The following is a 14213-nucleotide window of genomic DNA, read 5'->3' on the forward strand; positions in this document are numbered from 1 at the left end:
TTATTTTTTATTTTCCTCTACCAGCTGAGACTGGTACAGCTTTGCATAATACCCTCCTTGTAAAAGCAGTGCTTCATGTTTTCCTTCTTCCACTATCTTCCCTTTATTCATCACAATGATTTTATCTGCCTTTACTATGGTAGAAAGACGATGGGCAATGATGATAGAAGTTCTATTCTGAGTAATTTTCTCTGTTGCTTTTTGAATGAGCTTCTCGCTTTCCATATCTACAGAGGAGGTAGCTTCATCTAAAATAAGTATCTTAGGGTCTGAGAGATATGCCCTAAGAAAAGAGAGCAACTGTCTTTGTCCTAAAGAGATGGAACTTCCTCTTTCGCTCACAATGAAATCATATCCCCCAGGCAATTTTTGGATAAACTCATCTACTCCTATTTCTTCGGCAGCCTTTTGGATTTGTGCAATGGTGATTTCACTATTGCCAAAAGTAAGATTTTCACGGATACTTCCATGGAATAAAAAAACATCTTGTAAAACCACCCCAATATTTTTTCTGAGATGATAAAGTTCATAAGAAGTAATATCTTCTCCGTCTAATACTATTTTGCCAGAATTAACATCATACAACCTTGGAATCAGAGAAATAATGGTAGATTTCCCTGCTCCTGTAGCCCCTACTATCGCCACCATTTCTCCTTTTTTTACTCGGAAAGAAATTCCCTTGAGGACTTCCTGTTTGTCATCATAAGAAAAATGGACATCTTGAAACGCTATCTCTCCTTCTAAAGTATCTTTTACTATCGTTCCCTCATTGGGCAGTGCTTGGCTTTCTTCCATTACTCCAAAGACTCTTTCTGCCCCTACAATGCCTCTTTGGATATTATTAAACCGATCTGCAATTTGCCTCAATGGCCTGATTAACATATTAATATACTGAATAAAAGCAATAACCACCCCCGCAGAAATGGTAATATACCCTCCATAAAGAAGTATAAACCCAATGAACAGGGAAGAAACCAGCTCTACCACTGGAAGGAAAAGCGAAAAGATGAAAACTGTCTTTAATAACGCAGATTTCAGCTGGGTATTAATATCTACAAATTTCTGATATTCTTGCTTTTGCCTACTAAAAATTTGAACAATGGACATGCCTGCCAGTCTTTCTTGAACAAAAGCATTCTGCTTGGAGACCATGCTTCTTTCTTCGGTAAAAGCTTTTTTTAATTTCTTCTGAAAAATTCGGGTCAAAATGACCATGATAGGAAGAATAGCAATGGAAATATAGCTGAGATGCACATCCGTTTGGAACATCATAAATAAAACGAAAATGATTCTCAATACATCCCCGAATATCATTAAAAAACCATCCGTATATACCGTAGAAATAGTATCTACATCTCCTACCGCACGAGTAACCAACTGCCCCAATGGCGTTTTATCAAAAAAATAAGTTCTAAAATAAATTAATTTTTCAAAAAGCCGCTCTCGGATACTTCTAATAACATTTTGAGAAATAAAATGCGAAAGATAGGTAAGAAAAAAATTAAGTGCCGTTTCAAAAACCACCAGTCCTGCCAAGAGATAAATATGCTTCATCATTTGAGCTTTATCTCTGTACTTTAATATATCTTCATCCACTATCAGCATGGTAAGATACGGACGATAGGTAGCTACTATAGCAAGAACTATTGAAAGAAAAAGTGCAAATAAAAACCACCTTCTGAACTCCATACCAATGGTAAATAGTTTGCCCAAAGTTTTCCAAGTAGTATTTTTAGCCATAGCTATCTAAAAGTATTTATGCAAAAGTAGTGAATTTGCCTCAAACGAATTATCCATAGGAGCGTATAAAAATAGAAAAAATATTGTAGCTTTGTAAGGTTTTGAAAAGACAGAAACACTAAGTATAAATATCTATTTATCAAATAATAAAACTATAAAAATACACTCAAAAGAAATTTAAAAGCTCATGAAGAAAATAGCAATAGTTACCATTTTGGTACTGCTCATTGATCAAATATCTAAAATATACATTAAAACCCATTTTCATTTGGGAGAAAGTATCCCCGTTTTAGGGCAAGATTGGTTCAGGCTTACCTTTGTAGAAAACCCAGGAATGGCTTATGGATTGCAGTTTGGTGGAATTTTAGGCAAATACGCCTTAGTCATTCTGAGAATCGTGATGATTACCTATATGTTCTTCATTTTCAAAAAATGGATAAAAATAGGACGAACGAGCAATTACTTACTCATTCCTATGGCAATGATTTTTGCCGGAGCAATAGGCAACCTCATCGATGGAATGTTCTACGGAATGATTTTCGATAGTGGAACCACCTTTGATGAAACTACTGGAAGATGGATAAATTATGGCGGAATCTCACAGTTTACCACTTTCGGTAGCGGCTATTCCCACTTCATGAAAGGATGTGTGGTAGATATGCTTCATTTCCCTATGGTGGACACCTATATTGGCGATTACCATTTGGAGTTTTTCAAATATGTTTTTAATGTGGCAGATTCTTCCATTACCATCGGGGTAATTCTTCTTTTCCTATTTTGGAAAAAAGCATTTCCCAATGGTTTTGATTTGTAAATCATTATTTTCACCCCCAATTCTATCACTGTGGCAAAACTTAAAACCGCTTATTTCTGTCAGAACTGTGGCACCCAGTATGCACAATGGCATGGGCAATGCAAAAACTGTGGACAATGGAATACTTTGGCAGAAGAAATCACCGAGAAAAAAAGCATATTGCCTACTTCTAAAAAAAGTAAAAATCATATTATCAATATTATAGAGGTAGAAACACAAGATGAACCGAGAATAAAGACGCCTTCTGAAGAACTGAACAGAGTATTAGGAGGAGGCATCGTACTAGGTTCGGTAACCCTCATCGGTGGAGAGCCTGGCATAGGAAAATCTACCCTACTCCTTCAGCTGGCACTGAAAATGAAGAAAAAAATCCTCTATGTATCCGGAGAAGAAAGTGCTTCTCAAATAAAAATGCGTGCCGATAGACTTACTGACCTCCAAAACCCCAACTGCTTTCTCTACACCGAAACTTCCCTTGAAAAAATCATCCACGAGGCTAAAAAATTAGCTCCTGACTTTGTGATTATAGACTCTATACAAACCATCCAAAGTCAGCTCATCGAAAGTTCACCAGGTACCGTTTCCCAAATTCGTGAATGCTCTAATGAAATCATAAAATTCGCCAAAGAAACCGCAACCCCCGTATTTTTGGTGGGGCATATTACCAAAGACGGCAATATCGCAGGGCCTAAAGTTTTAGAACACATGGTAGATGTAGTCCTCAGCTTTGATGGAGATAGGAATCATCTTTTCAGACTTTTAAGAGCCCATAAAAATAGATTTGGTTCTACTACTGAAATTGGCATCTACGAAATGATTGCCCAAGGGTTAAAAGAAATTAAAAATCCTTCGGAGATTCTTATTACCAAAAAAAATGAAGACCTCTCGGGGAATGCCGTAGCAGTAACATTGGAAGGCAATAGACCCATGCTGCTGGAAATACAAGCCCTAGTAAGCACAGCCGTATATGGAACCCCCCAACGAAGCTCCACAGGATTTGATGCAAAAAGACTCAATATGCTTTTGGCAGTGCTAGAAAAAAGAGCAGGATTTCAGCTCGGAGCCAAGGATGTTTTTCTCAATATCACGGGAGGCATTAAAACTCAAGACCCTGCATTAGATTTGGCAGTAGTGGCCAGTATTTTATCTTCCAACGAAGATGAAGCCATTTCTGAAAAATATTGCTTCTCAGGAGAAATAGGACTGAGCGGCGAGATAAGACCCGTAGCCCAAATAGAACAAAGAATTACCGAAGCTGAAAAACTGGGATACGACAAAATTTTCATCTCTAATCTGAATAAATTTCCACGAAAGAAAAAGAGTATCACCATCGTAGAAGTAGCAAAAATAGAGGATTTCGTAGAAAAACTTTTTTGATTTTAGAAATTGTACAATGATTTTAGAAGTGAGAAATTAGGGCTTGTACGATGTACAAAGTATAAAGTACAATGACTTTAGAGATTAGAAACTAATAGCCAAAAACCATCTGCCAAAAGCCAGTAGCTATTCGCCAGTCGCCAAAATCCTACTGCATGTATTAACTCCATCGGAGTCAAATGTATATAGCAATAATAACCATTTTGTTATGCGACCCCAATGGGGTCGTATGTTATATAGGAAAATATTCCACTATAAACATATGACCTCTACGAGGTCAATACTTAAAAAATACTTTGCCAAAGTCTTAAAGACTTTGGCAAAGTAAAAAAGTAATAATAAATTTAAAATACAAATTACTTTTATAAAAATTTTAAGCTACAATCCGGAACCAAAAGCACCTGTACCATCTAGCATATTCGCTCCTCCCATGTTGTATGCCCACTTGTAATTTCCTTGTGTATCACGCGTACAGAAACCAAACACACCTACCATTTTTCCTCCTTTATCTATTTCTTTATAGTGAATAGCTCCTGCATTAGAAGCTGAACAGCCGTCAGTAGTATCCGTAGCTTTCATTACAAATTGACTGGTTTTCAGCACCCCATCTTGATCTGCTACTACTACACGGTCTCCTGTGCCTGATAAACTTTGAATTTTTGCGTTACCATCTACGACTAACTTTTCAGTTGGTAATGATGTGTTAATATAAGTATATTTCGCCCCTACAATAAGGCTACCAGAATCAGTTAGCATAAGTTTAGGACCTCCTGCTGAATCATCACTATTGTATGACCAAAATACTAGCCCATCATTATAACCACCGGGTGTATTAGGGTCTGCATCTGTCATATTATACAACACCCATTTATTTGCTTGATGGGGTTTGTCCTTGGAATCATTTCTAATAGAAAATGAAGGTCCTATATTTCCTTGACTTTTAATTTCAATACCGTGGCTTCTAACCCCTCCATGGACATCTAATCTAAATCCATCAGCTATTTTTCCTATCCCTACATTTCTATTAGGACTAATATGAATCGCCCCCACAGGATAGGATTCTCCTATATTTCTTACACCTATTTCTAAACTGGTTGCATAAGAGGTATCATTTTGTTTTTCCACTAATTTTGATACAATTGAAACTCCATACCCCGCATTCGCTGTTGAAACGGAAGGAGTAGGGTTAAAATAAATTCTCCCCAAGGTATCACCTACTTGTGATGCTTCAGGAGTCGCTATAGACCCTCTACCAGCTACTAGAGAAAGAGCAGGGCCGTAACCAATATTATTATATCTACGGCTACTTATTCCATAACCAGAAAAGTTACTTAACCCTTGATTAGTATTATTATAACCACTATCTTTACTAGTGATTTCTACTTCTGATTTCTTATAAGTAAATGAAGTACCATCATTTTCAGCAGGTTTCAGATAAGTCTCTGTAACTCCACCATTATCTCTCTGAGCCCAAAGCTGGTCAGTAGCATCACTCCCCGCTTTCACCCACTCTGTACCGTTGTAAAAATAGTACCCTTTTTCCGTAATCTTCGCTACTCTATTATTTACTGTAGCATCACTTCCTGCGGAGTAAGTAGCATCCGTAGCATATACCAAAGTACCTTCTACGGGAGTTTCAATATTAGCAATTCTCGTCTTGCTTAACTTTGGGGCAATAATCCCTTCGTTAGTTTTTGACTCTACTCGGGCGTTATCACTATTCGGCTGTACATCCATCGTAGCACTCGGTGTTACGGTGTTTATCCCTACTTTACCCTTGTAAGGGTCTTGCTGCTGTTGCTGTGCATAGCCATAAGTCATAAAACCTAAGAACGCTAACACACTGATCTTGATTGTTGTTTTGTTCATCGTTTTTAAATTTAAAATGTTGATTTATTTTTTTTATTAAATGATTGAAAGATTAAAAAAATTAAAAGATTCCGTTCGTTTCGATGATTTAGATTTTTTTAGATTCTTTAGTTTATTTCCTTTTTTTAGATAATTCCTTATTAAATCCCTATCCTCCCAAAAAACAATTAGTGAACTGTACAAATTAGAAGGGAGACACTGATATCGTATTGATTTTTGTAAAAAGTTCTGGTGAAGGATAGGGAATGTACTGGTGCAGGTCTCTCCTCTATGGGATAACAAATAACTATGATGATGACACAGACACAAACAAAATTGCCCCCTTCCGAAAGAAGGAGGATATAAATTAAAATATCCGATATTTGCTCGCTCTAGATTTTTTTTATAGATTCCGCGTACACACGCATATTTATATATACTTAGCGAAGGTAAGTGTGTGTGTGTGTGTGTGTGTGTGTGTGTGTGTGTGTGTGTGTGTGTGTGTGTTTACACAATCATTTGAATTGACCAAATTTTTGGCCCACTTTTTTTCAGTAATTTTATATGTGTTGATTGTGTGTAACATAACGAGGCAAAGATAGATAAAGTTTTCTAATACACAAAAAATTTTTTATAAGTTAATTTTAGATGTTGGAGATTGTACCGCGTACAAAGTAGAATGTATAATGATTTTAGAATTTGGAAGCTAGAAAGCTATTCGCTAGAAACCAGTCGCTCAAATTCTACTGCATGTATGACTACAGCGGGGTCAAATGTATATAGCAACAGCCACCGTTTTGTTATTCGACTCCGAAGGGGTCGTATGTTATATAGGAAAATATTCCTCTATAAACATATGACCTCTACGAGGTCAGACTAAAAGCCTATAAAAGTTGGAAAGTAGAGGTTAGAAAACTAAAAGGCTAAAAAGTTAGAAACCAACTGCTAGCAACCGAAAGCCTCCTGCCCATTGCTTCCTGCCTACTGCTTTTAGAAATTAGATGTTGGAGATTAGAATTTGGAAGTTAGAAAGCTAAATGCCATCCGCTAAAAGCCAACCGCCAATTACTTCCTGCATCCTGCTTTTAGAGATTGGATGTTGAAAATTAGAAAACAAATCGCTAAAAGTCATTCGCTAAAACTATTTCCATTTGATATTACATCCCAAACTTGGTCTTTGGCTCTCCTCTTGAGGTTCCCCTGCTAAAAGGTTTTCAAAAGCGATGATAAGATCTTCCCCCGTAATTTCCTTGGTATTTCCAGGACGAGAATCATCCATCTGACCACGATAGATAAGATCTAATTTTTCATCAAAGAAGTAAAAATCGGGCGTACAGGCAGCGTCATAGGCTTTTGCTACTGCCTGACTTTCATCATACAAATATGGGAAATCAAACCTTCTATCTATCTGGAACTCTATCATTTTTTCGGGAGCATCTGCTGGATATTTTTCTACATCATTAGCATTGATAGCGATAAATTCTATCCCTTTTTCATTATAATCCTCGTAAAGCTCAGTAAGTTTATCTATGATATGAAGCACAAAAGGACAATGGTTACACATAAAAACCACCAAAGTCCCTTTTTCTCCTTTCAGTTCTTCTAGAGATTGAATTTCATTATTTTGAGATGGATTTGGAAGTTCAAAAAACGGTGCTTTCGTTCCCAAAGGGAGCATATTAGATGGAGTATTTGCCATAATGATTTTGTTTTAAAATTTAGAGTATATTTTCCAGCAAAGATAAGGATTCTTTTAATGGATTTTCAAAATTTACCCAATGAATATTCCCTTCTTTTCTGTACCAAGTAAGCTGGCGTTTAGCAAATCTCCGAGAGTTTTTTTTAATTTCTGAAACAGCAAAATCTAAATCCCATGTACCCTCCAGATACTTAAAAAGTTCAGTATAACCTACCGTTTGTAACGGGACAAGATGCTGAAATTTTTTCAGCTGCTCCACTTCTTTTAGTAATCCTTTATTCATCATTTGATCCACCCGAGCGTTAATTCTCTCATAGATTACCTCCCTTGGAGCTGCTATACCCACTCTTATCGTTTGGAAATTACGAGGCTTTTTGGGTAAACGTATCTGTTCAGAATATTTTTTGCCCGTTTGCCAAATGACATCTATCGCACGAAGAAGCCTACGAGGGTTTTCTAAATCCACTTGCTGATGATATTCTGGGTCTAATTGTTCCAGTAACACTTGTAGTGCCGTAAGTCCTTCATTTTCCCAAATTTGCTCCAGTTTTTTTTGGTTTTCTTCATTCGCTTCGGGTAAGTCATGGAGTCCTTCTATCACCGCTTTCTCATACATCATACTTCCCCCTACCATAATCATGACATCATGTTTTTCAAATAACTCATTTAGCCGCTGCAAGGCATCGATTTCAAACTGACCAATGGAATAATAATCTTGCACAGAAAGATTTCCAATAAAATGATGTGCTGCCTCTTGCTGCTCTTCTGGTGTGGGAGCTGCAGTACCAATGGGCATTTCTCTAAAAAACTGCCTACTATCACAAGAAATAATCTCTGTACCATAGTGTTTCGCTAAGTCAATAGCGAGTTTCGTTTTCCCGATGCCTGTGGTTCCTACAACGGAGATCAGTGTTTTCACAAAAATACAAACTACTAATGATTAAAATACAATATGATAGACATCCCTTTCATTCCTCTCAATATGCTGATACACAAACCCGCCAGGCTGTGGTATTACTTCTACCAAATCAAAAACACTACACGCTTTCGGTAATCCTGAAAAAATCAATGAAAAAGTATAAGCACAAAAGGGCGGCACGGCAGTCCAATGAGGAAACATGGTAATATTTTCGGCAAATAATAATGAGGAAACTACCTGCTTTTCATGCATCAGATAAGTACTAGGCCATATTCTCAGCAGCGTTTCAAAGTTTTCTTTATTCTTATAAGTACAATGAATAATGACCTGCTTTTCCTGCTCCACAAGAGTTTCTTCTTTCAAGAGTGGAGAAACAATCGGTTTTTTTATCAATGTATCCATGAGAAAAAACAAATCTTTATTTTGTAATGATAGTAAGGATAGCAATCGCTGAACATGGGTACTACTAATTCAGTACTTGTGTGAGATTTTCAAATTCTTTTTCAGCGTTTTTATCTTCGTACAGAATACGATAAACTGCGTTAATAATAGGAGTTTCTATGGCATGTTTCTGGGCGGTTTCGTAGATAGATTTGGCGGCATAGTATCCTTCGGCCACCATATTCATAGATTGAATGGCAGATTTTACAGTATAGCCTTTCCCTATGAGGTTTCCTAAACTTCGGTTTCTGGAGAAAAGAGAATATGCCGTAACGAGTAAATCTCCTAAATATGCACTTTCATTTACATCTCTTGGAATTTCATAAACGGCTCCTAAAAACCTTTCCATCTCCCGAATGGCATTAGACACAAAAACCGCCGTAAAATTATCCCCATACCCTAATCCACTGGCAATTCCTGCTCCTATGGCATAAATATTTTTAAGAATAGCACTGTACTCATTCCCAAGAATATCCGCACTACAATTCACTTTAATAAAAGAGGAAGAAAACGCTTTTTTCAGTTCTTCTGCTACTGATACTTCTGCTGTAGCTATAGTAAGATAAGATAGCCTCTCCATGGCTACTTCCTCAGCATGACAAGGTCCTGCAATCACTGCCTGATTTCTAAACCCTATATCAAATCTTTCTCTGAGGTAATGTGCTACAATATCATTGGCAACAGGAACGATACCCTTAATAGCAGAGATAAATATTTTCCCCGAGCAGTTCACCGTCATTTGCTCTAACGCATCCGAAAGATAAATGGACGGAGTAGCCAATACGATATAATCACACGCTTCTACCAATTCATTTACCTCCGTAGTGAGTTCAAGATGTGCCACATCAAAGAATACCGAAGTAAGATAATTAGGATTATGCCCTCTCTTTTCTATCGCACCTTTTACATATTCATTCCGAACACACCAATACACCTTTTCTACATTTTCTACCAACATTTTTACAATTGCCGTGGCGAAACTTCCACTTCCTATCACGCCTATTTTCATGTTATTCTCCTTAAATAATTGTAATCAAAGACCTCTTCCTTAACAAGGTTAATCTTCAGTACAAATATAGGAAAAAACCTCTTTACTATGTCCCTTTCCTTTGTAGTAAAAATCTTCTGAATCATTATGGCGTTCATTGGGGAAACCTTTCCCCTAAAATAAACCAATTGTTAAATATTTAGAAGAATATCGCTTTTCATTTCTTTTCTCAAAAACTTTTCCTTATTTTAGCGAGTTAGTAAGCAGATTGATTATGTATGATTTAGAACAAGAGCAAAAGGAAATATTGGCTCGGTACAAAGATATGATAGCTCATACCTATAGGAAGCTATCTGATGAGGAAAAAAAACTCATAAGAAAAGCGTTTGATATTGCCCTAGATGCTCATAAAGACCAACGCAGAAAAACAGGAGAGCCGTATATTTATCACCCGATAGAAGTGGCAAAAATTGTAGCAAATGAAATTGGTTTAGGAGCCACCTCCATCGCTTGTGCTTTGCTTCATGATGTGATAGAAGACTCTGAATACACTTATGAAGATATTCAGAAATTATTTGGGGACAAAGTAGCAAACATCGTCTCGGGGCTTACCAAAATTTCCGTGATGAACCAAAAAAATATTTCTATCCAATCTGAAAATTATAGGAAACTCCTGCTCACACTTTCAGAGGATTTCCGTGTGATTTTGGTAAAAATAGCAGACCGACTGCATAATATGCGTACGCTGGAAAGTATGCGTCCTGATAAACAAAAAAAGATTGCGAGTGAGACCGTGTACATCTATGCTCCATTGGCACACCGATTAGGATTGTACAATATTAAATCGGAGCTAGAAGACCTCTCCATGAAATACAATAATCCTGAGGTCTATAATGAAATCACCGAAAAACTAGAAGTAGCCAGTGAACACCGGCAAGCCTACTTGGACGAATTTAAAAAACAAGTCTCAGAAAAACTAAAAGAGGAAGGACTTAATTTTATTATCAAAGGAAGAACCAAAGCCATCTCATCTATCTACCGAAAAATGCTCCATCAGGGAGTAACTTTTGAGGAAGTGTATGATAACTATGCCATCAGAATTATTTACAAATCAGACACTAAGAATGAAAAATTCCTCGCTTGGAAAATTTATTCTATCGTAACAGATTTGTACCACAGTAACCCAAGGAGAATGAGAGACTGGATTACGCAGCCTCGTTCCACAGGATATGAAAGTTTACACCTCACCGTCCTAGGGCCTGATAAAAAGTGGATAGAAGTACAGATACGCTCTGAAAGGATGGATGCCATAGCGGAAAAAGGCGTTGCTGCCCACTATCGTTACAAAGAAGGTTTTAGACAAAACTCTGATGACACCAATTTTGAACAATGGGTAACACAAATCCGTGAAGTATTAGAAAATCCACAGGATGTATCTACTGCCGAACTTTTAGATAATATTAAACTCAATCTCTACTCCAAGGAAGTTTTCATCTTTACTCCTAAAGGAGAGATAAAAATACTTCCCGTAGGCTCTACAGCACTAGACTTTGCTTTCTCTGTACATACAGATTTAGGCACCAAATGCCTAGGTGCCAAGGTCAATGGAAAACTGGTGCCGATTTCTTATGTCCTAAAAAATGGAGACCAAATAGATATTCTATCTTCCCAAAATCAAAAACCTAAACCCGACTGGCTAGACATCGTGGTAACGGCAAGGGCAAAATCTAAAATCAAAGGTTTCCTTAATGCAGAGAAAAACCAAAACACCAAGGAAGGAAAAGAAATTCTTCAGCGAAAAATGAAAAATGCTAAACTGCAATTTTCTGAAGATGAAATCAATAAAATGCAGAAGTTTTTTAATTTAAAAAACTCTCAAGACCTCTTCCTAGCATTTTATAATGGCGTTTTAGATATTGGGGACCTCAAAAGATACGCTGATAGCAAGAGTGTTTTCTCTAGCCTACTGAGCAGATTTAGAAAAGGTACCAGCAAAAACCCTGCTGCCCCATTAGCCACAGAACCCGCCAATGTGGATATGATTGTCTTCGGGAAAGATGAAGAAAAACTGAATTACTCTTTCGCCAAATGCTGTAGCGTAGTTCCTGGGGATAAGATTTTTGGGTTCATTACCATCAATGACGGCATCAAAGTACATAATGATGTATGTCCTAATGCGATAAACCTCCGTGCTCAATACGATTACAGAGTGATGACCGCTAAATGGGTAAATGCCGAAAGTTTCAAAAACAGAGTAAAAATAGAAGTGGAAGGTATAGACCGTATGGGAATGATGAGTGATATTTCTCAGGTGATTACCAATGCTATGAACATTGATATGAAAAACATGAGCATCTCTTCTAATGAAGGTCTTTTCCTAGGTACCATCACTCTAGAAGTAAAAAATAAAGACCAACTGGAAGAAACACTAAAAAAATTAAAAGGCATCACTGGTGTAGTAAAAATAAAAAGAATATAGATTAAAAAATAAAAAGAATATATGATTACAATTACTAAGTATTTTCAAAACTTTTTCAATAATAGCCAGTCTTCTGGCGTTATACTCCTATTTTGTGTAGCTATTTCACTACTTATTGCTAATTCTTCATTGGCAGAAAGTTTTCAGCATCTCCTTCATTATACCCTTGGTGCTTATTCCGTAGAAATATGGATTAATGACGGACTGATGGCCATATTCTTCCTCTTGGTAGGTTTAGAAATTAAAAGAGAAATAGTGGAGGGAGAATTGTCAGACATCAAAAACGCCTCACTGCCCATTGTGGCAGCATTAGGAGGAATGCTTGTACCTGCTGCCATCTACGCTATTTTCAATTCGGGTACTGAGTATAGCAACGGATGGGGAATCCCTATGGCTACAGACATCGCCTTTTCACTCGCCATTGTCTCTATGCTGGGCAAAAAAGTTCCTGCATCTATTAAAATTTTCCTAGCTGCCCTCGCCATTGTGGATGATTTGGGAGCTATTCTGGTAATTGCCATTTTCTATACTGAACAGATTCATTGGATGTACCTAGGCATCAGCGGTGGAATCATGCTGCTATTAGCTGCACTCAATTATTTTAATGTGCAAAAACATATTTTCTACCTCCTTCCTGGAGTAGTACTTTGGTATTGTATGCACCATTCTGGGATTCACGCTACCATTGCAGGAGTGCTCTTAGCATTTACCATCCCTACTAATGTTTCTAAAACAGAAATTTCACCATTGGAAAAATTAGAACACGGACTCCACAAACCTGTTAATTTTCTCATCATGCCAATTTTTGCTTTGGCCAATACGAATATTACCTTTGTAGAGGGTATGGTAGATGGATTGGCTTCTAGCTTAGGATTAGGAATTCTAGGTGGGCTTTTCGTAGGCAAGGCATTGGGCATTGGGCTTTTCTCGTGGGTTGCAATCCAATTAAAACTCAGCTCATTACCTGTAGGAAGTAACTGGATTCAAATGATTGGAACTGGGTTTTTAGCAGGAATAGGTTTCACTATGTCTATTTTTATCGCTTTATTATCTTTTAAAAGCCATATAGACATACAAAATGAAGCTAAGTTCGCTATTTTAATCGCATCAGGACTTTCAGGAATTGTAGGATTTATGATACTTAAGAGAAGTGCCAAAAAGAAAGCAATAAAAGCATAAAAAATTGTTAACAAAACAACAAAAGCTGTTTCATCCATTATGAAACAGCTTTTTCATTTTTTCTCTCATCAAAATAATTAACGATAAACTCGTCTTGACTTTTTATTTTGTTTAAATTTCTTGAGCTTTATTCGCTTTCAAAACACTTTGTCAAAGTTTTTAGTACTTTGATAAAGTACCCAAAATAACGAAATTCATTCAACTCAATATTCTTCATTAACTCATTTATAGATTTCTAACAAAAAAAGAATGTTATCACTTCATTTTCCTTACTTCTTAATGGCTATTCTTATCCAATAAGTCGAGATATAGCTTCGATAATAAAAGGAAGAGAAAAATTGTTTCTATTATTTTCATTTTTCCTTCTTTTCGTTTTTTTCAATATACATGATAAAATAGTATCTTTGCCAGTAGGAAAATGAGTCTGCTGATCATTCTTAATTTAGAATGGTAGGAAAGTCTGGACACCATAGAGCAGCATAATGGGTAACGCCCATCCGTAGTAATACGAGGACCAGTGCAACAGAAAGAATGTACAGTTCGGCTGTAGTGAAATCAGGTAAACTCTATGTGGTGCAATGCTAAGTATATCGGCAACTAAGGGTGGCTCGTCCAATGCCGAGGGGTAAGCAGCTATAATTTTACTGCAAAGTAAAATACAGATAAATAGCAGACACTTCTCCACAGAGAAGTACAGAATCCGGCTTATAAGTTTTCCTACTTTTTCAT

10 protein-coding genes and 1 other RNA gene are annotated in these 14213 nt (G+C 36.9%); 5 read left to right on the forward strand and 6 right to left on the reverse strand.

The features are described 5' to 3' along the window. Positions 1–1740 (reverse strand): ABC transporter ATP-binding protein, encoded by a 1740-nt coding sequence (locus HMPREF9699_RS00375; protein ID WP_002661433.1) that lies wholly within the window; start codon positions 1738–1740, stop codon positions 1–3. A 187-nt stretch (positions 1741–1927) separates the two neighbouring features. Here HMPREF9699_RS00375 and HMPREF9699_RS00380 point away from each other — a divergent pair, with 187 nt between their 5' ends. Further along, on the forward strand, positions 1928–2554 hold the full coding sequence (locus HMPREF9699_RS00380; protein ID WP_002661435.1) for a lipoprotein signal peptidase: 627 nt from the start codon (positions 1928–1930) through the stop codon (positions 2552–2554). A gap of 30 nt (positions 2555–2584) precedes the next feature. After that, the gene (gene radA, locus HMPREF9699_RS00385; protein WP_002661437.1) at positions 2585–3931 is read left to right on the forward strand and encodes a DNA repair protein RadA; all 1347 of its coding nucleotides are present in this window, start codon (positions 2585–2587) and stop codon (positions 3929–3931) included. Between the two features lie 378 nt (positions 3932–4309). On the opposite strand, the gene HMPREF9699_RS10710 is transcribed toward radA, so the two are convergent. From HMPREF9699_RS10710 to HMPREF9699_RS00410, 5 genes are all read right to left on the reverse strand, one after another. Continuing rightward, entirely contained in the window at positions 4310–5800 is a 1491-nt protein-coding gene (locus HMPREF9699_RS10710) for a hypothetical protein (RefSeq protein ID WP_002661439.1), read from the reverse strand. 1120 nt (positions 5801–6920) lie between these two features. Then, positions 6921–7478: a thioredoxin family protein gene (locus HMPREF9699_RS00395; RefSeq protein WP_002661441.1), complete on the reverse strand. Its 558-nt coding sequence runs from the start codon at positions 7476–7478 to the stop codon at positions 6921–6923. Positions 7479–7497: 19 nt separating this feature from the next. Beyond that, positions 7498–8397, reverse strand: a complete 900-nt coding sequence (miaA, locus tag HMPREF9699_RS00400) for a tRNA (adenosine(37)-N6)-dimethylallyltransferase MiaA (RefSeq protein ID WP_002661443.1) — start codon at positions 8395–8397, stop codon at positions 7498–7500. Positions 8398–8418: 21 nt separating this feature from the next. Then, positions 8419–8799, reverse strand: coding sequence for a hypothetical protein (locus HMPREF9699_RS00405; protein WP_002661444.1), 381 nt, complete (start codon positions 8797–8799; stop codon positions 8419–8421). A 64-nt stretch (positions 8800–8863) separates the two neighbouring features. Continuing rightward, positions 8864–9847 (reverse strand): NAD(P)H-dependent glycerol-3-phosphate dehydrogenase, encoded by a 984-nt coding sequence (locus HMPREF9699_RS00410; RefSeq protein ID WP_002661446.1) that lies wholly within the window; start codon positions 9845–9847, stop codon positions 8864–8866. A 253-nt stretch (positions 9848–10100) separates the two neighbouring features. Here HMPREF9699_RS00410 and HMPREF9699_RS00415 point away from each other — a divergent pair, with 253 nt between their 5' ends. From HMPREF9699_RS00415 to rnpB, 3 genes are all read left to right on the forward strand, one after another. Then, positions 10101–12305 (forward strand): RelA/SpoT family protein, encoded by a 2205-nt coding sequence (locus HMPREF9699_RS00415; protein ID WP_002661447.1) that lies wholly within the window; start codon positions 10101–10103, stop codon positions 12303–12305. A 21-nt stretch (positions 12306–12326) separates the two neighbouring features. Beyond that, positions 12327–13484: a Na+/H+ antiporter NhaA gene (gene nhaA, locus HMPREF9699_RS00420; protein WP_002661449.1), complete on the forward strand. Its 1158-nt coding sequence runs from the start codon at positions 12327–12329 to the stop codon at positions 13482–13484. Between the two features lie 411 nt (positions 13485–13895). Continuing rightward, positions 13896–14208, forward strand: an RNA gene (rnpB, locus tag HMPREF9699_RS10880) — RNase P RNA component class A. Positions 14209–14213: the final 5 nt, after the last annotated feature.

This window comes from Bergeyella zoohelcum ATCC 43767, from assembly GCF_000301075.1.
Lineage (GTDB): Bacteria > Bacteroidota > Bacteroidia > Flavobacteriales > Weeksellaceae > Bergeyella > Bergeyella zoohelcum.

What these genes read in the sequence shown, in the direction of transcription:
- HMPREF9699_RS10710 (WP_002661439.1), bottom strand. Translation starts at nt 5,800, where the DNA reads ATGAACAAAACAACAATCAAGATCAGTGTGTTAGCGTTCTTAGGTTTT.
- HMPREF9699_RS00410 (WP_002661446.1), bottom strand. Translation starts at nt 9,847, where the DNA reads ATGAAAATAGGCGTGATAGGAAGTGGAAGTTTCGCCACGGCAATTGTA.
- HMPREF9699_RS00375 (WP_002661433.1), bottom strand. Translation starts at nt 1,740, where the DNA reads ATGGCTAAAAATACTACTTGGAAAACTTTGGGCAAACTATTTACCATT.
- HMPREF9699_RS00415 (WP_002661447.1), top strand. Translation starts at nt 10,101, where the DNA reads ATGTATGATTTAGAACAAGAGCAAAAGGAAATATTGGCTCGGTACAAA.
- HMPREF9699_RS00395 (WP_002661441.1), bottom strand. Translation starts at nt 7,478, where the DNA reads ATGGCAAATACTCCATCTAATATGCTCCCTTTGGGAACGAAAGCACCG.
- HMPREF9699_RS00380 (WP_002661435.1), top strand. Translation starts at nt 1,928, where the DNA reads ATGAAGAAAATAGCAATAGTTACCATTTTGGTACTGCTCATTGATCAA.
- nhaA (WP_002661449.1), top strand. Translation starts at nt 12,327, where the DNA reads ATGATTACAATTACTAAGTATTTTCAAAACTTTTTCAATAATAGCCAG.
- HMPREF9699_RS00405 (WP_002661444.1), bottom strand. Translation starts at nt 8,799, where the DNA reads ATGGATACATTGATAAAAAAACCGATTGTTTCTCCACTCTTGAAAGAA.